Annotated in this window: 14 protein-coding genes and 1 pseudogene; 13 read left to right on the forward strand and 2 right to left on the reverse strand. The window is 70.9% G+C overall.

Annotated features, from left to right (window positions below):
• The first annotated feature begins 96 nt into the window (after window positions 1-96).
• The 6 genes and pseudogenes from ACZ4WS_RS17705 to ACZ4WS_RS17730 all read left to right on the forward strand — a co-directional run bounded on the left by ACZ4WS_RS17705 (window position 97) and on the right by ACZ4WS_RS17730 (window position 8,996).
• A complete protein-coding gene (locus ACZ4WS_RS17705; protein ID WP_467981338.1) occupies window positions 97-2,160 on the forward strand; it encodes a beta-galactosidase in 2,064 nt (687 codons plus the stop codon).
• A gap of 290 nt (window positions 2,161-2,450) precedes the next feature.
• Window positions 2,451-3,623 carry a glycoside hydrolase family 53 protein gene (locus ACZ4WS_RS17710; RefSeq protein WP_467981340.1) on the forward strand — a complete coding sequence of 391 codons (1,173 nt, stop codon included), beginning with the start codon at window positions 2,451-2,453 and terminating at the stop codon, window positions 3,621-3,623.
• A 197-nt stretch (window positions 3,624-3,820) separates the two neighbouring features.
• On the forward strand, window positions 3,821-4,948 hold the full coding sequence (locus ACZ4WS_RS17715; protein WP_467981342.1) for a glycoside hydrolase family 53 protein: 1,128 nt from the start codon (window positions 3,821-3,823) through the stop codon (window positions 4,946-4,948).
• Between the two features lie 63 nt (window positions 4,949-5,011).
• A complete protein-coding gene (locus ACZ4WS_RS17720; RefSeq protein WP_467981344.1) occupies window positions 5,012-8,023 on the forward strand; it encodes a glycoside hydrolase family 2 TIM barrel-domain containing protein in 3,012 nt (1,003 codons plus the stop codon).
• 117 nt (window positions 8,024-8,140) lie between these two features.
• Window positions 8,141-8,302, forward strand: a pseudogene (locus ACZ4WS_RS17725) (transcriptional regulator); the annotation flags it as partial.
• A 97-nt stretch (window positions 8,303-8,399) separates the two neighbouring features.
• Window positions 8,400-8,996, forward strand: a complete 597-nt coding sequence (locus ACZ4WS_RS17730) for a hypothetical protein (protein ID WP_467981346.1) — start codon at window positions 8,400-8,402, stop codon at window positions 8,994-8,996.
• 131 nt (window positions 8,997-9,127) lie between these two features.
• Here the strand turns inward: ACZ4WS_RS17730 and ACZ4WS_RS17735 are convergent, their stop codons facing one another.
• Window positions 9,128-10,369, reverse strand: coding sequence for an FAD-dependent oxidoreductase (locus tag ACZ4WS_RS17735; RefSeq protein ID WP_467981348.1), 1,242 nt, complete (start codon window positions 10,367-10,369; stop codon window positions 9,128-9,130).
• A gap of 28 nt (window positions 10,370-10,397) precedes the next feature.
• The gene (locus tag ACZ4WS_RS17740; protein WP_467981349.1) at window positions 10,398-11,669 is read right to left on the reverse strand and encodes a carboxylate--amine ligase; all 1,272 of its coding nucleotides are present in this window, start codon (window positions 11,667-11,669) and stop codon (window positions 10,398-10,400) included.
• Between the two features lie 289 nt (window positions 11,670-11,958).
• Between ACZ4WS_RS17740 and fahA the strand changes: the two genes are divergently transcribed.
• From fahA to ACZ4WS_RS17775, 7 genes are all read left to right on the forward strand, one after another.
• Complete coding sequence (gene fahA, locus ACZ4WS_RS17745; protein ID WP_467981351.1) at window positions 11,959-13,185, forward strand: fumarylacetoacetase; 1,227 nt, start codon at window positions 11,959-11,961, stop codon at window positions 13,183-13,185.
• A 344-nt stretch (window positions 13,186-13,529) separates the two neighbouring features.
• Window positions 13,530-14,309, forward strand: a complete 780-nt coding sequence (locus ACZ4WS_RS17750; protein WP_467981353.1) for a GntR family transcriptional regulator — start codon at window positions 13,530-13,532, stop codon at window positions 14,307-14,309.
• Between the two features lie 33 nt (window positions 14,310-14,342).
• Window positions 14,343-14,570: a 4Fe-4S dicluster domain-containing protein gene (locus ACZ4WS_RS17755; protein WP_010986276.1), complete on the forward strand. Its 228-nt coding sequence runs from the start codon at window positions 14,343-14,345 to the stop codon at window positions 14,568-14,570.
• 15 nt (window positions 14,571-14,585) lie between these two features.
• Entirely contained in the window at window positions 14,586-15,935 is a 1,350-nt protein-coding gene (locus ACZ4WS_RS17760; RefSeq protein ID WP_467981355.1) for an ABC transporter substrate-binding protein, read from the forward strand.
• Window positions 15,932-16,810: an ABC transporter permease gene (locus tag ACZ4WS_RS17765; protein WP_467981357.1), complete on the forward strand. Its 879-nt coding sequence runs from the start codon at window positions 15,932-15,934 to the stop codon at window positions 16,808-16,810. The genes ACZ4WS_RS17760 and ACZ4WS_RS17765 overlap by 4 nt, the downstream gene beginning before the upstream one ends.
• Complete coding sequence (locus tag ACZ4WS_RS17770; protein ID WP_467981359.1) at window positions 16,794-17,594, forward strand: ABC transporter ATP-binding protein; 801 nt, start codon at window positions 16,794-16,796, stop codon at window positions 17,592-17,594. Before ACZ4WS_RS17765 ends, ACZ4WS_RS17770 begins: the two co-directional genes overlap by 17 nt.
• 11 nt (window positions 17,595-17,605) lie before the next feature.
• Window positions 17,606-20,362, forward strand: coding sequence for a fumarate reductase/succinate dehydrogenase flavoprotein subunit (locus ACZ4WS_RS17775; RefSeq protein WP_467981361.1), 2,757 nt, complete (start codon window positions 17,606-17,608; stop codon window positions 20,360-20,362).
• The last annotated feature ends 39 nt before the right edge of the window (window positions 20,363-20,401 follow it).

Consider the following 20,401-nt stretch of genomic DNA (forward strand, 5'->3'; position numbering starts at 1 on the left):
TACCTACTTGTTGCTCGCCGATGTCAACCGCAAGCACCTCTGTGCACGCTCACAGAATTGCCTGGCATAACCTAGCCGATCCACTGGGAGCAACGCATGCCCTCCGCCGCCCCGCACGACCACCTGCCACTCGCCTACGGGGGCGATTACAACCCCGAGCAGTGGCCGCAGGAGGTGTGGGCGGAGGACGTACGGCTGATGCGGGAGGCCGGTGTCACGGTGGTCTCTCTCGGCGTCTTCGCCTGGTCCCGGATCGAGCCCAGGCCCGGCGCGTACGACTGGGACTGGCTCGACACGGTCATCGGATTGCTGCACTCGGCCGGGATCTCCGTCGACCTGGCCACCCCGACCGTGGTGCCGCCCGCCTGGTTCTACCGCGCCCACCCCGAGGCACTGCCGGTCACCCGTGAGGGAGTCCGGCTCGCCTTCGGCTCCCGCGGTGCCATCTGCCACTCCAACCCCGACTACCGCGCCGCGGCCGCGCAGATCACGACCCGGATCGCCGAGCGCTACGGCCGCCATCCCGCCGTCGCGCTGTGGCACGTCCACAACGAGTACGGCGCCCCCGTCCTCGCCTGCTACTGCGACACCTGCGCGGCCGCATTCCGGGCCTGGCTGCAGGACCGATACGGCACGCTCGGTGCCCTCAACCAGGCCTGGGGCACCGCCTTCTGGGGCCAGCTGTACGGCGACTGGGAGGAGATCACCCCGCCCCGCGCGACGCCCACCGTGGGCAACCCGGCCCAGCAGCTGGACTACCAGCGCTTCGCCGACGCCCAGGCCCGCGCCAACTTCCGCGCCGAACGCGACATCCTGCACCGGCTGTCCCCCGGCGTGCCCGTCACCACCAACTTCATGGTCGCGCCCAGCCAGTGTCAGAGCGTCGACTACTGGGCCTGGGGCAAAGAGGTCGACCTGGTCACCAACGACCACTACCTGATCACCGACGGCCGCCGCACCCACGTCAACCTGGCCCTCACCGCGGACCTGACCCGTTCGGTGGCCGGCGGCGCACCCTGGCTGCTGCTCGAACACTCCACCTCGGGCATCAGTTGGCAGCCGCACAACCCGGCCAAGCGTCCCGGCGAGATGGCCCGCAACTCCCTGGGCCATGTCGCCCGCGGCTCCGAGGGCGCGATGTTCTTCCAGTGGCGGCAGGCCCGGCGCGGCGCCGAGAAGTTCCACTCGTCGATGCTGCCGCACGGCGGCACCGACACCCGCGTCTGGAAGGAGGTCGTCGACCTCGGCCGCCGCCTGGAGGACCTGGCCGAGCTGCGCTCCACCCGCACCCGCGGAGACGTGGCCATGGTCTGGTCCTGGGAGTCCTGGTGGGCGCAGAGCCTGGAATGGCGGCCCAGCGAGGGCCTGGACGCCCGCGAACGCCTGGACGCCTTCTACGAGGCCCTGTACGACCGGCACCTCACCGTCGACTTCCTGCCGCCGGCCGGCCTGTCCGACCTGGACCCCGAGCGCTACCCGCTGCTCGTCGTGCCCCAGCTGTACTCGGCGCCCGCCGCCCTGGCCGCCGACCTGAAGCGGTACGTCTCGCGCGGCGGCACCCTGCTGGTCTCCTTCTTCTCCGGCATCGTCGACGAGAACGACGCCGTGCATCCCGGCCACTACCCCGGCGCGCTGCGCGACGTACTCGGCCTGACCATCGAGGAGTTCAACCCGCTGCTGCCGGGCGAGAGCGTCACCGTACGCACCCGGACCGACCGTACTGGGGCAGAACACGCCGGGACCGAACGTGCCGAGACCGACCGCACCGGGCAGGACGAGACGTACGAGGCTGATCTCTGGTCCGAGTTCGTCGTCCCGAACGGCTGCGAAACCATCGCCTCCTTCGCCGACGGCCGCATGGCCGGACACCCCGCACTCACCCGGCACGCGCTCGGCGACGGCGCCGCCTGGTACCTGGCCACCCGACTGACCGGCGCCGACCTGGCAGCCGTCGTGGACCTGGCCCTCTCCGACGCCGGCATCACCCCCGCCGGGCTGCCCCGCGACGTCGAACTCGTCGTACGCGAAGGCGAGTCGGGCGTCCCCACCTTCCACTTCGCCATCAACCACACCGATGCCGAGGTGAAGGTGCTTCTGCCGGACGGCAGCCGGGTCGCCGTCCCGGCGGGCGCGGTCGAGGTCTTCCGCGACCCGCACTGAGAAGCCGCCCTGGCCGCCTCTCGGCTCCGGCCGAGGTCAGGACCCTCTCGGCTCCGGCCGAAGGGCACGAGTCCCTCGGCTCCGGCCGAAGGCACGAACCCTTCGGCTTCGGCCGATGCGCACCACCCCCTCGGCTCAAACCGAAGGGGGACGGCCCCCGGGCTCCCGCCACGCAGCGCATCACCGCGGCGCGGGCGTCCGAGTGCCCCTTGCTCGCCTCCCACAGCAGTACGCCGCCCCCGGCGGCACCCGTGTCATCCCAGAGCCGTTTCTGTGAAGGGAACCTTGATATGCGCAGACGCAGCGTTCTCGCCGCCGCTGGCGCCGCCGCGCTGGCAGTGCCCGTCCTGGGCGCCGCGCCCGCCGTCGCGAGCACCGCGACCGGCACCGGCACCGGCACCGCGTCGGACCGTCGCCGCCTGGAGATCCGTGGCATGGACATCTCCTCGCTGCCGAAGGACGAGGCCCACGGCGCCGTCTACCGCCATACCGACGGCCGTCAGGACGACCCGGTCCGCATCCTCGCCCACGCGGGCATCACCCACGCCCGCCTGAAGGTCTGGGTGAACCCGGCCGACGGCTACAACAACAAGGCGCGGATCCTGCCGCTCGCCCGGCGCCTGAAGCAGGCCGGCATCAGCATCTGGATCGACTTCCACTACTCCGACACCTGGGCCGACCCGGCGCACCAGACCAAGCCGGCCGCATGGGCGGACCTGGACGTGGCGGGCCTGACGCGGGCGGTCTACGACCACACCGCCGACGTCCTGGGTGCGTTGAAGCGGCAGGGCACGCCCGCCGACCTCGTCCAGGTCGGCAACGAGATCAACAGTGGCATGTTGTGGCCCGAGGGCAAGAACTGGGGGGACGGGGGAGGCTGGGAGACCCTCGCCGCGTTCCTCAAGTCCGGCCTGCGTGCCGCCCGCGACACCACGCCCCGTGTCCGCACGATGCTGCACATCGCCTCGGGCGGCGACAACGGCACGTCCCGCTGGTGGTTCGACAACGCGGTCGCACTGGACATCGACTTCGACATCATCGGCCAGTCGTACTACCCGTTCTGGCACGGCAGCGTGGAGACGGCGGCCGCCAACTTCGCCGATCTCGCGGCCCGTTACGGCAAGCCGATCGTGATCGCCGAGACCGCGTACCCGTTCACGCTGGAGAGCGAGGACGCCACCAACGACATCCTCTACAGCCCCGACCAGCTCACCGAGGGCTTCCCCGCGACCCCCGAGGGCCAGGCCGCCTGGCTGCGCGCCGTCGCGGACCTGCAGGCCGGCGTCCCGGACGGCAAGGGCCTCGGCTACTGCTACTGGGAGGGCGTCTGGACGTACCGCGAGGGTGACGGCTGGGACCCGACGGACCCGACGTCGGGCAACGCGTGGGAGAACCTGGCGCTGTTCGACTTCGACGACAAGGCATTGCCCGCCCTGAAAACCCTGGGGCGCTACCGCGGCTGACCCGGTCCGGTGGGCGGACTCCGGACGACTCCGTCCGGGCAACGGGCGCCCACGGGGCCGACCCTGTGGGCGTCCGACCACGGGACGCCGACGAACCTCCCTCCATGCAGACCCCGCCAGGGACCCCCACCGGAGTCCCGCGCTCACTCCTTCGCCCGAACCCCGCACATTCGCACGTTCGTACCGAAAGGAATGCCATGCGCCGTCGCACCCTGCTCAAGGCCGCCGCCGCCACCGCTGCCGTCCCAGCCGTCCTCAGCGCCACCGCGGCCCCGGCCTCCGCCGCGACCTCCCTGTCGATCCGCGGCATCGACATCTCGTCGCTGCCCAAGTCCGAGGCGAAGGGCGGGGTCTACTACTCGTCCAGCGGCGTCCAGACCGACGCCGTGGCGCTCATGGCCACCGCCGGCATCACCCACGCCCGCCTGAAGGTGTGGGTCAACCCGGCCGACGGCTACAACAACAAGGCGAAGATCCTCCCGCTGGCCCTCCGCCTGAAGGCCAAGGGCATCAAGCTCCTCATCGACTTCCACTACTCGGACACCTGGGCCGACCCGGCGAACCAGACCAAGCCGGCCGCCTGGTCCGCCTACACCGTCGCGCAGCTCTCCACGGCCGTCTACAACCACACCTACGACGTCCTCAGCGCCCTGGTCGCCCAGGGCACCCCGGCCGACCTGGTGCAGATCGGCAACGAGACCAACGGCGGCATTCTCTGGCCGGACGGCGACTACAACCACCTGGACAACCTGGCCACGTTCCTCAAGTCGGGCATCAGCGCGGCCAAGGCCAGCACCTCCGGCATCCGCACGATCCTGCACCTGTCCAACGGCGGCACGCAGAGCCTGTACACGTGGTTCTTCGACAACATGAAGTCGCGCGGCGTGGCCTGGGACGTCATCGGCATGTCGTTCTACCCGTACTGGCACGGTGCCCTCACGGACCTCTCCGCCAACCTGGCCTACGTCACGGCCCGTTACGGCACTCCCGCCCTCGTCGCCGAGACCGCCTACCCGTGGACCCTCACCGACAAGGACGGCTTCGGCAACCTGGTCAACTCCAGCAGCCAGCTCACCTCCGGCTACCCGGCCACCGCCGCGGGCCAGGACGCGTGGGTCAGGGCGGTCGCCGACACCGTCGCCGCCACCCCGAACAGCATGGGCCTCGGCTACGTCTACTGGGAGGGCTTCTGGACGGCCGTCACCGGCAACGGCTGGGACCCGACCGACTCCACCTCCGGCAACAACTGGGAGAACCAGGCCCTGTTCGACTACAACAACAAGGCCCTGACCGCCCTGTCCTCGATCGGCTCCTACCGCGCCTGAGCCACCCCGGGGCGGCAGCGACACCGCTGCCGCCCCTCTTTCACCATCTGGCAGAGGAATGTCATGCCCTCCACCCCCTCCTCGTACGCCGAGGACGCCCGCTTCTCGCACGCCGAGGACGACCCTTCCTCCTACGTCGAGGACGCCCCCTTCTCGTACGTCGAGGACGTCTCGCCCGGCAGCGGCGCACTTCCGCCGCGCGCCTGGTACGCCGCCTCGGACGCGGCCCGGCTGTCCCTGAACGGCGACTGGTCCTTCCGGCTCTCGCCCACGGCCGACGCCGAGGACGAGTCCTTCGCCGCACCCGGATACGACGCCTCTGCCTGGCCCCGGATCGCGGTCCCCGGCCATTGGGCGCTCCAGGGCGAGAACGGCGCGCATGGCACGTACGGCACGTACGGCACGCAGGACACGTACGGCACGCCGATCTACACCAACCACCTGTACCCCTTCCCCGTGGACCCGCCGCGCGTGCCGACGGAGAACCCCACCGGGGACCACCTGCACACCTTCGACCTGCCGGACGGCTGGCGACCGGAGGACGGGGACACGCTGCTGCGCTTCGACGGCGTGGAGTCCTGCGCCCGGGTGTGGTTCAACGGCGAACTCCTCGGCGACTTCAAGGGCAGCCGCCTGCCGCACGAGTTCGCGGTGGGGCACCTGCTGAAGCCGTCCGGAAACGTGCTGGCCGTCCGCGTGCACCAGTGGTCGTCCGGCTCGTACCTGGAGGACCAGGACCAGTGGTGGTTGCCGGGCATCTTCCGGGACGTGACGCTGCTGCACCGCCCGCGGGGCACGGCCGGTGACTTCTTCGTGCACGCCTCCTACGACCACACGGTTCGGGCCGGGACACTGCGGGTGGACAGCGAGGTCGGGGGCCGGGTGACCGTACCGGAGCTCGGGATCGACGTCCCGACGGGCGAATCGGTGACCGTGCCGGTGGAGGCATGGACGGCGGAGACGCCCCGGCTGTACGACGCGGTCCTGGCCACGCCCGGCGAGCGCGTCCCCCTCCGTATCGGCTTCCGTACGGTGACGGTCGAGGACGGTCTGATCAAGGTCAATGGGCGGGCGATCCTCTTCCGGGGCGTCAACCGGCACGAGTGGCACGCGGAGCGGGGCCGCACCCTCGACCTGGCGACCATGCGCGAGGACGTGGAGCTGATGAAGCGCCACAACGTCAACGCCGTGCGCGCCTCGCACTACCCGCCGCACCCCGCCTTCCTCGACCTGTGCGACGAGTACGGCCTGTGGGTGATCGACGAGTGCGACCTCGAGACCCACGGTTTCATCGAGCAGGACTGGCGTGACAACCCCGTCGACGACGACCGCTGGACCCCCGCCCTGCTCGACCGCGCCGCCCGCATGGTCGAGCGCGACAAGAACCACCCCTCGGTGATCATCTGGTCGCTCGGCAACGAGGCCGGCACCGGCCGCGGCCTGACGGCGATGGCCGAGTGGATCCAGGGTCGGGACTCCGCACGGCTCGTGCACTACGAGGGCGACCCGAGCTGCCGCGACACGGACATGTACTCCCGGATGTACGCCACCCAGGAGGAGGTCGACCGCATCGGCCGCGGCCTGGACGGCGGCACCCTCAAGCGTCGCGGGCTGCCCTTCATCCTGTGCGAGTACGCGCACGCCATGGGTAACGGCCCCGGCGGACTCGCCGACTACCAGCTGCTGTTCGAGGCCTACCCCCGCAACCAGGGCGGCTTCGTCTGGGAGTGGATCGACCACGGCATCAAGCACCCGGAGCTGGACCACGCCTACGGCGGCGACTACGGCGAGGAGCTCCACGACGGCAACTTCGTCTGCGACGGCCTGCTCTTCCCCGACCGCACCCCGTCCCCCGGCCTGGCCGACTACAAGGCGGTGATCGCCCCGGTCCGCATAGCGGGCGGGCGCGAGGCCGGGGGCGGGACGGTGCGAATCTCCAACCTGTACGACTTCCGCGACCTGTCACACCTCACCTTCGAGTGGTCGTACCAGGTCGACGGCGAGAGGGTCGCCCACGGCCCGCTCCCGGTACCGGCCCTCGCACCCGGCGAGAGCACCGAGGTGAAGCTCCCGCCGCCGCCCGCGCACGACGGGGACGACACGGCCGAGCAGATCTGGACCGTACGGGCCCTGACGGGCGACCACGAGGTGGCCGTAGGCCAGTCGACGGCCGTCCCGCACAGACCACGTCCGCCCGCGCGCGGCGCCCAGCCGCAGCGAGGTACGCGGACGGGCACACAGACGGGCATGCAGACGGGCACGCGGCTGATCACGCTCGGCCCGGCCACCTTCGACGCCCGCACCGGCGAGCTGCGCACGATCGGCCAGGTCGAGCTGCCGTCCGGTCCGCGCCTGGACGTGTGGCGCGCCCCGACGGACAACGACAACGGCGCGGACTGGCAGCCCCACCTGCAATACGGCCTGCTCTGGCGTGAGCTGGGCCTGCACCGGATGCGGCACCGCCTGGACTCGCTGGAGGTCACGGACGAGGCGCTGACCGTACGCACCAGGGTCGCGCCGGCCGCCCGCGACATCGGCCTGGCCACGGTCTACCGGTGGACCTCGGACGGTGAGCGGCTCCGCCTCGCGGTGCGCGTCACCCCCGAGGGCGACTGGCGGCTGCCTCTGCCCCGGCTCGGGGTGCGCCTCGGCCTGCCCCGCTCGGCGAACGCGGTGCGCTGGTACGGCGGAGGACCCGGCGAGGCATACCCGGACGCCAAGTCGGCCTCGACACTGGGCCGTTGGGAATCATCGGTCGACGAGCTGCAGACCCCCTACGTCCGCCCGCAGGAGAACGGCGCCCGTGCCGACGTGCGCTGGGCGGAGCTCGGCGGACTACGGATCGAGGGCGAGCCGGAGTTCTGGTTCTCCGCCCGCCGCTGGACGACCGAGCAACTGGACGCGGCCCGGCACCGCACCGACCTGACCCCCGGCGACACCGTCTGGGTACACCTGGACCACGCCCTGACGGGCATCGGCTCCCAGTCCTGCGGCCCCGGCCCACTGCCGCAGTATGTGTCGCACGCGGCACCGGCGGAGTTCTCCTTCGCTTTCCGTACGACCTCGAGCAGCTGAAACAGGTCGGCGGGAAACCTCACGGTCGGCGAACGCGTCGACGATCAGCAGCCCGCGCCCGGACTCGTCACCGGGGCGGGCTGTCGGCTGGTGCGGCATGCGGTCACCCCGCGTGTCGGCACCACCGTGGGCCACAACCAGGTCCAGCTTGTCAGCCGCCCGATCTCCGGTCCCAAGGAGATCCAGATCCCCGAGATGCGCTATGGGATCATCCGAGCGCAGGCTCTCAGCCCACGGGAGTCACTGGCCTTCATCGAGAACATGCGGGGAGAGACATGACCCTCAAGCCCTCCGAGCGGACAGAGAGCAGTCGCAGCACCGACGACGGCCCCCAACTTCCCCTCACTCAGGCCGTCTTCCTCCCTTACGCCACCCAATGACCCCCTTCCGGCAACACCTCCGCACCGCGGCCGAGGACGTCATCCGGCGCTTCCCGGAGACCTTCAAGTCGGAGATCTACGCCCTCTCCTTCCGGATCTGGCGGATCGACGGCGACGAGCGTCACCCTTACGTCGCGATCGGGTACAACACCGAGACCCAGTACCAGCAGGAGACCTACCCGGAGGACCCGGGAGAGGCCCGCTGGAACTACGCCTACTGGCTCCTGGACGGCTTCGAGATGCTCGGGAATGTCCCTGAGGACCCCACCGGAATCCCCCTGTACGTGGACGAAGTGGAGCGGATCGGCATCTGGTTCGACGGTGAGTACGACTTCCTCACCATGGATCTGCCCGAGGAAGAAGAGGACGAGCTGGACGCCAAGTCCGACCTGCTCCGGCTGCACTTCTACGACGCCTGCATCGACCTCGCCCGCCACCTCCACACCAGCGGTCGCCTCGCGGAGATCCTCGGCCGCCCGATGCCCGTCGTCGTCTTCGACATGGACTGTCCGGGCTGGGAGATCGAGGCGACCGAAGCCGCCAACCCACCAGAGCTGATCACCGACTACCTGGCCTGGCAGAAGTCGGCGTGACGGCACGGGGGCGCAGCCAACGAGCCGCGCCCCCACGGACGTACGCCTCTTTCAGCCGTACGGCTCTTCAGCGCACGGCTACCTCAGTCGTACGCCCCCCTAGCCGTACGCCCCCGCTGCCATGCGCCACATCACCCGTGCGCAGCCACCAAATGCTTCGCCAACCGCGGCGAGGCGAACTCCGTCCCGCACACGAACCGCATCACCGGCCCGTACGAAGCCGCCGCCGGCAACCCCGTGAAGTACAGCCCGGGCACGGAGGACCGATACCCCGCGCCGAGCCTGGGCGTACCCCGGCTCACCGCCAGCTCGGTGCGCAACTCGTGGCCCAGGAAGTCCATCGCGGCGATGTCGACGCGGTATCCGGTCGCGGCTATCACGTGGTCGGCGGAGAGTTCCCCGGCCCGGCCGCCGGGGGTCTGGACGGCGAGGACGGGGCGGCCGTCGGGGGCCCCGGCGCGGACGATCCGGGAGACCTCACGGACGTCGACCTTGCCCTCGAAGCGCTCGCGGAGCCACCAGGCGCCGAGCGGGCCGAGCACACGGCGGACCAGGTAGTGCCGGGCCTGGGCGGGCAGGTAGCGGTAGGGCTGCGGGTAGTAGCTCAGCGCCCACAGGGACCAGGCACGGCCGAACGGCGACTCGGGACGCAACCTGGGCTGCTCCCACGGCGGCGCGCCGAAGGCGACGGCACCCTTGCCGCGGGACACCACCCGCACCTGCGCACCCGCCTCCGCCGCGAGCGCCGCCGTCTCCAGCGCGGACTGGCCCGCGCCGACGACGATCAGCTCCTTGCCGGAGAACCGGGTCAGGTCGTGGTGCTGGGAGCTGTGGGAGACAGGGCCCGTCGGGGTGGGTCCGTCGGCTGCCGCGCCCGCGAGTTCGGGGGGCAGGTGGGCGAGCCCGGACAGCCCGGTGGCCACGACGACCGCCCGCGCGGTGAACATCTCCCCCGAGTCCAGCTTGAGTTCAAAGCCACCGGAGCCACCGGAACCAGGAGAGCCGTCAGAGCCGTCGCGTCCGCCCTTGCGGTCGACCGAAACGACCCGCACCCGCTCCAACTCGGGCACGAGCTTCTGCTGGAACCACTCCCCGTACGCGATGAACGTCTCGACCGGGATGATGTCCTCGTCCGTGACCAGCCGCGGTATCCCCGCCGCGTTGCAGTAGTCGAGGATCGTGTGGCCGTGTTGCGGGGCGTCGATGCTGGAGGCGGCCGGGGTCGACTTGAGGAGCATCCCCTCGGGCATGTGATCGCGCCAGCTCACCATGGGCTCGCCGAAGACGCGCACCGGGACACCGCGCGCCCGCAGATGGGCGGCGGTGGACAGGCCGAATGGCCCGGCACCGATGACTGCTACCGGATGAATCACGAAGTCCCCTCCCCAGGACGTACTACGTCTACTTCGCGGTGGAACCGTTGGTGCTGCCCCGGCGGTTGGTCCGCCACAGCTGATACAGGTGCTTCGCGCCCGGCCGCACGAAGCGCGCGAGCATCGTGAAGAACGGCCGCAGGTCGTCACCCGCGAGCCACGCCAGCTCCGTACCGCTCGCGCGAGCCGGCGCGTGCGGTGTCGTATAGCCACTGCGCCGGTAGGCGAGCAGGGCCGGCAGGTCGATGTTCTCCACGATGTACCGGTGACCGGCCCGCTGTTCCCCCTCTGGAACGGTGCGCCCGGTCAGGTCCAGATGCATGGCACGGACGACGTCGATCCCCGACTCGTTCTCAAAGAGCCGGAATTGCGCGCCCATCCGTGGGTTGAAGTCAAGGAGTTTGTACTGCCCGTCGCGCCGGTCGAAGCGCAGGTCGAGGTCGATGACGCCGCTGAAGCCGATCTGTTTGATAAAACGCGCGGCGAGGTCCGCGAGTTCCGGATTGTCGACGACGTACGCATTCGCCGTCATTCCCGCGTGCGGCGGCCAGGAGCGGACTTTCACGCCCGTGAACATCGCGAGCGGCGTCGAGTCCGCGTCGAAATACGCGTGCACGATCCAGTCCTCGGCCTCCTCCCTCGGCAGGTACTCCTGGAGGATCACGCCCGGGTGCTCGCCCCAGTCCCGGGCGAGCGTGAGCAGCCCCTCGCGGGTCGCGATCTTCGTCGTCCCGTTCACCGCCGGCTGGCTGCGGCGCACGAACGCCTCGCGGTTCTTGGCGACGAGCGGGAAAGGGGCCGTCTCGGCGAACGCGGCGATCTCCTTGTACGACTGCGGAAATGCCGCCGCCGGACTGGGGATGCCGTGCTCCACGCACAGCTCGTGCAGCCCCTGCTTGCTGGCGAGGTGGCGGGGCAGCTTGGCGTCGACGCGCGGGAAGAGGAACCTGTCCGCGAGCTCGTCCTGGTGTTCGGCGATCAGTACGGCGGCCTCTTCGTCCGTCGGGACGAGGACCGTCGGCCGTCCGATGCGGCGGCCGATGCGCAGCAGCCCCTCGACGAGCCGCTCGGGATCCTCCGTCCCTGTCGTCGGCCAGACGAAGGCCCGGCGCAGATAGCGCGAAGCCGCGGCCGGCGTGTAACGGTCCTCGGTGATCGCATACATCGGTACGCCGAGGCGGCCCAGACTGCGGATGGCGCCCACCCCGCCGTGGTGCAGCGGATAGTCGCCGAACTTCACGATGAGGCCCGGAACATCCCGGTCGGCGTCGACCGGCACACTGCTGGCGCTCCTGGCCACGGGTCCCCCCACGTGTCCCCCCTACGGACCGGACCCACCCCGTCCGTGTCCCCCAAAGGACGCTAAGCCGGAATTGACCCGTCCGACAAGGCCTATTCGGACATTGCGAACTCTTTAGGCACTGCCACAGCACGGTCACTCCCCCGTAACGTGTGCCGCGACCACATGGAACGCGTTGAACACATGGATCACAAGGCATAGAACACCAAGAAATGGAACGCGTGGGCCACGGAGCGTGGGCCCGCTGAATCACATGGTGAGTACGAACACGAAAGCGAGGCACCACCCGATGCCCCCCTTCGAGGTCCCCGAGGGCGATCCCTTCGGCCCGCACAACCTTCCGTACGGTGTCTTCTCCCGGACCGCGGACCCGGCGGCGACTCCGGCCGCACGGAGTGTCGGCGTCCGGCTCGGCGATCACGTACTCGACGCGGGCGCGGCGGCTCGCGCCCTCGGCTCCCCGTACGCCGAGCTGCTCGCGCAGCCGAGCCTCAACCCGCTGCTCGCGGCGGGCCGCACGGCCTGGTCCGACGTACGGCGCGCGCTGACGGCGTGGGTGACGGTCCCGGCCCACCGGGAGACCATCGAACCCCACCTCCACCCCCTCTCCGAGGTGACCCTGCACCTCCCCTTCGAGGTCGCGGACTACGTCGACTTCTACGCCTCCGAGAACCACGCCCGGAACGTCGGCCAGATCTTCCGCCCCGACGCCGCCGACTCCCTCACCCCCAACTGGAAACACCTGCCGATCGGCTATCACGGCCGGTCCGGCACGGTGGTGGTGTCCGGCACGGAGGTCGTACGCCCGTCGGGCCAGCGCAAGGCCCCTTCCGACGCCGCCCCCGTCTTCGGCCCGTCGGTCCGGCTGGACATCGAGGCGGAGGTCGGCTTCGTGGTCGGCGCCCCCTCGGCCATGGGCACCCCCGTTCCCCTCTCCTCCTTCCGCGACCACGTCTTCGGCCTCTGCCTCCTCAACGACTGGTCCGCCCGCGACATCCAGGCCTGGGAGTACGTCCCTCTCGGCCCCTTCCTCGGCAAGTCCTTCGCCACGTCGGTGTCGGCGTGGATCACCCCGCTCGACGCCCTGGAGGACGCCCGGGTCGCGCCCCCGACGCGCACACACCCACTACTCCCGTACCTCGACGACTCCGCCGAAGACCCCGGCGGCTACGACCTCCGCATCTCCGTCGCGATCAATGGTCACGTCGTCTCCGAACCTCCCTTCTCCACCATGTACTGGACCGCCGCCCAGCAACTGGCCCACATGACGGTCAACGGCGCATCCCTGCGCACCGGCGACCTGTACGGCTCAGGAACAGTCAGCGGCCCCTCCGAAACCGAACGCGGCTCCCTCCTCGAACTCACCTGGAACGGCCGCGACACCCTCGAACTCCCCGACGGCAAGCGCACGTTCCTGGAGGACGACGACGAGGTGACGCTGACGGCCTGGGCTCCGGGTCCGGGGGGAACGCGGGTGGGGTTGGGCGAGGTAAGGGGCCGAATTGCCAAGAAATAGCCCCTCCGGCGTTTGAGGAGCGGGGGTCCAGGGGGCAGAGCCCCTTGGCGGGGTCTGGGGCGGGGTCTGGGGCGGAGCCCCAGGGACGATGGGGGTCCCCCGCTCGAGCGAAGCCGAGAGTGGGGGAGGGTAGGGGTGGCGGGGGCGAAGAACACCCCCCGCGAGCCCCCACCCACCCGCACCCGCGAGCTGGCCCCCGCCCCACCCACCGCAAACCCCACCGGTGGCAGATCTTGCCCAAGGCACAGGCGAAACCCCAGGTCAGCGCGCCCCCCACCCCACCCCAAGGTGGCGCAACACTCCAGCAACACCACGCCCCACCCCCCGTCGGTATGGTCCGTCGCATGCCATCCGAACGCATCCGAGAACACGCCGGCCAAGGCGCGACCACCGTCGCCGCCCACCGGCGCCGGCTGCGCGCGGACCGGGCCCGGCAACTCGCCGACCTGCTCCGCCACCAGGTGCTGACCGGCGGCTTCCCGGACGGCACCCTGCCGCACGAGGCCGCCATCGGCACCGACTACCGCGCCTCGCGCAACACCGTCCGCCAAGCCCTCGACCTGCTGCGCGCAGAGGGCCTGGTGGACCGCCTCCCCGGCGTCGGCACAGTCGTCGTCGCCCAGAAGTACCCCCACGGACTCGACCGGCTGATGGGCCTCGCGGAAACCCTGCGCGCACACGGCCAGGTCACCAACGAGGTCCGCACCGTCGGCCCCGTCGCCGCACCGGCCCCCGTGGCCGACCGCCTCCGCATCGCCGCCGGCGCCGACGTCCTCTACATCGAACGCCTCCGCCGCCTGGACGGCCTCCCCCTCTCCCTCGACCTCACCTACATCCCGCTCGACCTCGGCACCGCCCTGCTCGGTGCCGACCTGGAGAACACCGACGTCTTCCGCCTCCTGGAAGCCATCTCGGGGCAGCCCCTCGGGCACGCCGACATCACCCTGGAGGCCGTGAACGCGGACGCGCACTCCGCGGCCGTACTGCAGGCCCCGCGCGGCACTGCCGTACTCATGCTGGAACGGCTCACCCACCTCGCCGACGGCCGCCCCGTCGACCTGGAGTTCATCCGCTTCCGCGGCGACCGCATCACGATGAGCGGTCTCCTGCGCCGCTCCCTGTAGTCCCCCTCGCTGTAGCGATCCCTGGAGACAGCCATGCCCTTGGCGCCCCAGCGGGCCGACGTGCCCGTGACCATCGACGAGTCGAAGTGCATCGACGGCTGCACGCTCTGCGTGGACATGTGCCCGCTGGACTCCCTCGCCATCGACGAGAGCAACGGCAAGGCGTACATGCACGTCGACGAGTGCTGGTACTGCGGCCCGTGCGCGGCCCGCTGTCCCACCGGAGCCGTCACGGTCAACATGCCCTATCTGCTCCGGTGAGAGGTCCGAACTCCCATGAAACACAAGGCACTTGCCGCCCTGGCCACGGCCGCCCTCACACTTCCCCTCACCGGCTGCGGCGCCGAGACCGGATCCGATGACGGCTCCACGGTCACCGTCACGGTCGGCTACCAGTCCAAGACGATCAACACCGTCACAGCGGGAACCCTGCTTCGCTCGCTCGGCTATTTCGAGAAGGAGCTGAACGCCCTCGGAGACGGCACCACCTATAAAGTGGACTGGCAGGACTACGCGACCGGCGCCCCGATCACCGCCCAGATGACCGCCGGGAAGATCGACATCGGCTCGATGGGCGACTTCCCGCTCCTCATCAACGCGGCCCGCGGCAAACAACTCGGGCGCCCCACCCACCTCGTCTCCATCACCGGATACAACCTCCGCGGTGGCCTCAACACCATTGTCACGACACCGAATTCGAAGCTCCGTTCGCTGCATGACCTGCGCGGCAAGAAGGTGTCGACCAGCGTCGGCTCGGCGGCCGACGGCACCCTCGTACGGGCCCTTCAGCGCGCCGGAATCGACCCGGACAAGGGCATCGAGAAGCTCAACCAGCAGCCGGCGGTGGGCGCTTCGGCCCTCACGGCGGGCAGCACGGACGCGCTCTCCCAGTTCGTCGCCTGGCCCGGTCTGCTCGCCTACCAGGGCAAGGCGAAGGCCCTGTACGACGGTGCCGAACTGAACCTGCCGACCTTCCACGGCGTCACCGCCCGCGAGGACTTCGCGAAGAAACGCCCAGCCGTACTGGAGGCCTTCCTGAAGACCCAGTCGGACGCGACGACCTACCTCCACGACCATCCGGTGGCCGCGGCGGAGAAGGTCGCAAAGGCCACCGACCTGCCCGCCGAGGTCGTCTACCTCTACAACGGCGCTCATGGCATCGCCACCTTCGACCCGGCGCTGCAACCCAGCCTGATCTCCGCCCTGAAGAAGGACGTCGCGGTCCTGAAGTCGGCGAAACTCGTCGGCGACGTGGACGTGGACGCCTTCGTCGACGACCAGTACGTCGAGCGCGCGCTCGGCCCGACCGCGTACGCCGACCAGCTCGCCGCCTCGCCCCCACCGGCCGCGAGCGAGGCATGGCCCAAGGGCGCCACCTCCACGCGTACCTTCAAATCCCCCGCCTCCCTCCTCCATTACGTGGCCGCACATCACACCGCCCTGCGCGCCGCATACGTCCCCGACGCCACCACCGGCACCCTGTGGTTCGCCGACAAGGCGGTGTGGGTGACCGACGGCGACGACCTGCTGCCGTTCGTCACGACGGCGACCGCCCGTACGTACATCGCCGACCACCAGGGCGCGCACACGATCTCGTACGCCTCCGCCCTGGAGCGGGCGTCATGACCCGGTATCTCCTCAGGGCCGCCTCGCTCGCCGCGGCCCTGACCACCTGGCAGCTGCTGACCAGCCTGAACATCGACCTCTGGCTGCGCTTCTCGCAGTTCCCGACCGTCGTCGACGTGGCCCGTGCCTTCGGCGACCGGCTGGGCGGCGACGACTACTGGACGGACCTCACCGACAGCCTCACCCGCATCCTCACCGGCTTCCTGCTCGCCGCCGTCCTGGGCGTGGCCACCGGCGTGCTCGTCGCCCGCTCCCGCTTCGCCGAGGATCTGCTCGGCCCGGTCCTGGAAGTGATCCGCCCGATCCCGGCCATCGCGCTCGTCCCGGTAGCGATCCTCCTCTTCCCCAGCAATGAACAGGGCATCGTCTTCATCACCTGCACCGCCGCCTTCTTCCCGGTCCTGGTCTCCACCCGGCACGCGGTGCGCGCGCTGACTCCCGTGTGGGAGGAGGCGGTGCGCACGATGGGCGGCGGCCGATGGCGGGTGCTCGGCTCGGTGGTCCTGCCGGGCGCCCTGCCCGGGATCTTCGGCGGCCTCTCGGTCGGCATCGGCGTCTCGTGGATCTGCGTCATCTCCGCCGAGATGATCTCCGGCCAGTACGGCGTCGGCTACCGCACCTGGCAGGACTACACCGTCGTCGACTACCCCGGCGTCTTCGTCGGCATGGTCACGATCGGAGTGCTCGGCTGGGCAACCTCGACGGCCGTCGAACGCGTGGGGCGCCGGCTCACCCGGTGGCTGCCGCGCACGGAGTACGTCGCCGGGGCGCGCGCACGTGTCGCGGGCCCGCGCGGGCGGAAGAACGCCTCCCCGGTCTCCCCCACTCCGGCGGCCGCGCTTCCCGAGGGGGTGCGCGATGAGCACTTCGTCTGAGACATCCGTCGCCGCTCGCGGCACCCGGCTCTCCCTCGTGAACGCCTCGCTCGGCCGCCCCGGCGCCCCCGTCCTCGACGGTCTCGACCTCGACATCGCACCCGGCGAGATCCTCACCGTCGTCGGCCCCTCCGGCTGCGGCAAGTCGACCCTCCTGCGCACCCTGGCCGGACTGTTGCCCGCGCTCGCGGGAACGGTCGCCCAGGACAGCCGACCCCTGGTGGGCCCCGGCGCCGACCGGGCACTCGTCTTCCAGGAGGACGCCCTCCTCCCCTGGCGCACGCTGCGTGCCAACGTCGAACTCCCGCTGTCCATCATGGGGTTGCCCCGCGCCGAGCGCCGCACGCAGGCCGAGTCCTGGCTCGCCCGGGTCGGACTCACCGGCCGCGAACGGCAGTTGCCACATCGCGTCTCCGGCGGCCAGCGCCAACGCGTCCAACTCGCCCGCGCCCTCGCCGGGACACCCCGCGCCGTCCTCATGGACGAACCCTTCGGCGCCCTCGACGCCCAGACCCGCGCCGGCATGCAGGACCTCCTCGTCGAGGTACTGCGCGGCACCGGCGCGACCGTCGTCTTCGTGACCCACGACGTGGACGAGGCGCTGTTCCTCGGCGACCGGGTGGCGCTGCTCGGCTCCGAACGCGCCGTCGACGGAGGTGATCCCAGCGGCACCGGCAGGCTCCTCGCCATACGCGAAGTGCCGCGCCCGCGTGATCGCGCCGCACACGACGACCCGGCGAGGCTCGCCCTGCGCCGCGAGATCCTCACGTCCCTCAGCACCTGAAAGGCATCCCTGTGCACACCCCCGTGGACACCCCCGTGGAGATCCCCGCACTCGCGGACGCCGAGGAGCTCATCTGCGACGTCCTCGTCATCGGCGGCGGCACGGCCGGCACCATGGCGGCCCTCACCGCCGCCGAGCACGGGGCCGACGTCCTCCTCCTGGAGAAGGCGCACGTCCGCCACTCCGGTGCCCTCGCCATGGGCATGGACGGCGTCAACAATGCCGTCGTCCCCGGCCGCGCCGAGCCCGACGACTACGTCGCCGAGATCACCCGCGCCAATGACGGCATCGTCGACCAGTCCACCGTCCGCCAGACCGCGACCCGCGGCTTCGCCATGGTCCAGCGCCTGGAGTCGTACGGCGTGAAGTTCGAGAAGGACGAGCACGGCGAGTACGCGGTCCGCCAGGTGCACCGCTCCGGCTCGTACGTACTGCCGATGCCCGAGGGCAAGGACGTCAAGAAGGTCCTCTACCGGCAGCTGCGGCGGCGTGAGATGCGTGAGCGCATCCGCATCGAGAACCGCGTGATGCCGGTGCGGGTGCTGACGGCGGACGGCCGCGCAGTCGGAGCGGCGGGCTTCAACACCCGTACGGGGCAGTTCGTCTCGGTCCGCGCCGGTGCCGTCATCCTCGCGACCGGCGCCTGCGGCCGCCTCGGCCTGCCCGCCTCCGGCTACCTCTACGGGACGTACGAGAACCCCACCAACGCCGGTGACGGCTACGCCATGGCCTACCACGCCGGCGCCGAACTCACCGGCATCGAGTGCTTCCAGATCAACCCGCTGATCAAGGACTACAACGGCCCCGCCTGCGCCTACGTCGCCAACCCCTTCGGCGGCTACCAGGTCAACCGGCATGGCGAACGCTTCGTCGACTCCGACTACTGGTCGGGCCAGATGATGGCCGAGTTCGCCGCGGAGGTCGCCTCGGACCGGGGCCCGGTGTACCTGAAGCTGAGCCACCTCCCCGAGGAGTCGATCAGCGCCCTCGAATCCATCCTGCACTCCACGGAACGCCCCACCCGCGGCACCTTCCACGCCGGGCGCGGCCACGACTACCGCACCCATGACATCGAGATGCACATCTCCGAGATCGGCCTGTGCGGCGGCCATTCCGCTTCCGGCGTACGCGTCGACGACCACGCCCGTACGACCGTGCCGCGCCTGTACGCCGCCGGGGACCTGGCCTGCGTCCCCCACAACTACATGATCGGCGCGTTCGTCTTCGGCGACCTGGCGGGTGCGGACGCGGCCCAATACAAGCCCTACGAAGGTAAGTTGCCGCAGGAGCAACTCCACGAGGCGCACGAACTGATCTACCGTCCGCTGCGCAACCCGGACGGGCCCCCGCAGCCCCAGGTCGAGTACAAACTCCGCCGCTTCGTGAACGACTACGTGGCCCCTCCGAAGTCCGGCGCCCGGCTCTCGCTCGCCCTCGAAGCCTTCGAGCGGATGCGTGCGGACATCGCGGAGATGGGCGCCCGCACCCCGCACGAGCTGATGCGCTGCGCCGAGGTCACCTTCATCCGCGACTGCGCGGAGATGGCCGCGCGCGCGTCGCTCGCCCGCACGGAGTCCCGCTGGGGCCTGTACCACGACCGCACGGACCATCCCGCGCGCGATGACGCCTCCTGGTTCCACCACCTCGACCTGCACAAGTCCCCCTCTGGCTCGATGGAGTTCACGGCCCGTCCCGTGGCTCCCTACCTCGTCCCCGTCGCCGACTTCACCCCGACCGGCGGCCCCTCCCGGCACCTCGGCGAGGTCCACCCGGAGGGGGTGGCCACGGCGGGAGCGCGGGACGCCGCGCCGGTGGCCTCGGCGCCCCCTGCCGTCACGGTCCCGGTCACCGACCCCGACGGCAGCGGGCTCGACCACACCGACGGCACGTCACCCCGCCTCCTCGAACTCCTCGCCCTCACCGAGCAGGAGCCCGAACTCACCGCACTGCGGCCCTACTTGGACGACCCGTCCTCCGCGGTCCGGCGCGCGGCTGTCAGCGTCCTCACCGAGACCGTGCCGCCCGGCACCGGTCCCGCCCTCGCCGCCGCGCTTCGGGACCCGCACGGCGACGTACGCGCCACCGCCGCCGCCTCGCTGCGCGAGCTGGTCGAGACCCTGCCGTCCGAGCCGGAGCTGCGCGACGGCCTCGCCGCCGCCCTCGCCGAGGACGATCCCGTCGTGCGCGCCGCCGCCCTGGACGTCCTGCGTGCCCTGCGCCTGGGTGACGCGGCTCTGTTCGTCGGCGCTCTCACGGATCCCGACACCGCTGTCCGTATCGAGGCCGTGCGTGCCCTCGTCTCGGTCGATGCCGCGGAGCTCCTGACCCGGGCGGCGACCGACCCCTCCCGCGAGGTCCGGGTGACCGTGGCCAAGGCCCTGGCCAACGTGACCCCGGGGCAGCTCGTCGAGGGCACGCTCGATCAGCTCACCGGCGACCCCGACGTCCTGGTCCGCGCGGCGGCCTTCGAGTCGTTGGCCGCCACGGGGTGCCCTGCGCCATTGGCCGCGCGTGCCGTCGCCGCCCAGTCCGACCCCGCCTGGCAGGTCCGGTCCGGCGCCGCCACCGCGCTGTCCGACGCGGATGCCGACGTGGCCGTCCCTGTCCTGGCCAAGGCCCTCGGTGACCCGAACGCCGACGTCCGCAAGGCCGCGGTCCTGGCGCTCATACGGCACGCCGGAGTTTCCGAGGACGCCCGCGCGGCCCTCGCCACCGCCACCACGGACTCCGACGCGGACGTCAGGGCGTACGCGTCACGCGCGCTGTGACCGTGCCCGCCGGGCCGATGCCGCGCGACCCCGCCCCAC

This window comes from Streptomyces sp. NPDC029292 (assembly GCF_055569295.1).

What these genes read in the sequence shown, in the direction of transcription:
- ACZ4WS_RS17705 (WP_467981338.1), top strand. Translation starts at nt 97, where the DNA reads ATGCCCTCCGCCGCCCCGCACGACCACCTGCCACTCGCCTACGGGGGC.
- ACZ4WS_RS17710 (WP_467981340.1), top strand. Translation starts at nt 2,451, where the DNA reads ATGCGCAGACGCAGCGTTCTCGCCGCCGCTGGCGCCGCCGCGCTGGCA.
- ACZ4WS_RS17715 (WP_467981342.1), top strand. Translation starts at nt 3,821, where the DNA reads ATGCGCCGTCGCACCCTGCTCAAGGCCGCCGCCGCCACCGCTGCCGTC.
- ACZ4WS_RS17720 (WP_467981344.1), top strand. Translation starts at nt 5,012, where the DNA reads ATGCCCTCCACCCCCTCCTCGTACGCCGAGGACGCCCGCTTCTCGCAC.
- ACZ4WS_RS17730 (WP_467981346.1), top strand. Translation starts at nt 8,400, where the DNA reads ATGACCCCCTTCCGGCAACACCTCCGCACCGCGGCCGAGGACGTCATC.
- fahA (WP_467981351.1), top strand. Translation starts at nt 11,959, where the DNA reads ATGCCCCCCTTCGAGGTCCCCGAGGGCGATCCCTTCGGCCCGCACAAC.
- ACZ4WS_RS17750 (WP_467981353.1), top strand. Translation starts at nt 13,530, where the DNA reads ATGCCATCCGAACGCATCCGAGAACACGCCGGCCAAGGCGCGACCACC.
- ACZ4WS_RS17755 (WP_010986276.1), top strand. Translation starts at nt 14,343, where the DNA reads ATGCCCTTGGCGCCCCAGCGGGCCGACGTGCCCGTGACCATCGACGAG.
- ACZ4WS_RS17760 (WP_467981355.1), top strand. Translation starts at nt 14,586, where the DNA reads ATGAAACACAAGGCACTTGCCGCCCTGGCCACGGCCGCCCTCACACTT.
- ACZ4WS_RS17765 (WP_467981357.1), top strand. Translation starts at nt 15,932, where the DNA reads ATGACCCGGTATCTCCTCAGGGCCGCCTCGCTCGCCGCGGCCCTGACC.
- ACZ4WS_RS17770 (WP_467981359.1), top strand. Translation starts at nt 16,794, where the DNA reads ATGAGCACTTCGTCTGAGACATCCGTCGCCGCTCGCGGCACCCGGCTC.